Below are 270 nucleotides of genomic sequence, written 5' to 3' on the forward strand. Positions count from 1 at the left end.
GTTTACCCCATGTTGCTATTAGGTTTAGTGCCAACGTTAAATAAATCTGTGGTTAGGCAGTTTTTTGCCAGTGCTGCGTTTAGTGCGTTTGTTGTACTTGTATTGCAGGGGTTATTTTCGCACTTGCCGGTGCTTATGGTACTGATTGTATTTGCCTGCTTTTGTATTTTATTTTACCAAATGAGTAGCGGAAGTGGCTTTTTGTTTGGTGCCTTAGGTGCGGTTAGTTTATCGATTCAATTACACTTTGCCAGCTACGTAACTGGTAGT

At 40.7% G+C, this 270-nt stretch carries 1 protein-coding gene; it reads left to right on the forward strand.

All coding sequences use genetic code 11. The annotated features are described in order from the left end of the window. Positions 1–270: DUF2955 domain-containing protein (locus AAEY97_RS21295; protein WP_351001348.1), on the forward strand; the 270-nt coding region annotated here is incomplete at both ends.

Origin of the sequence: Shewanella sp. TB7-MNA-CIBAN-0143 (assembly GCF_040310065.1) — a bacterium.
GTDB lineage: Bacteria > Pseudomonadota > Gammaproteobacteria > Enterobacterales > Shewanellaceae > Shewanella.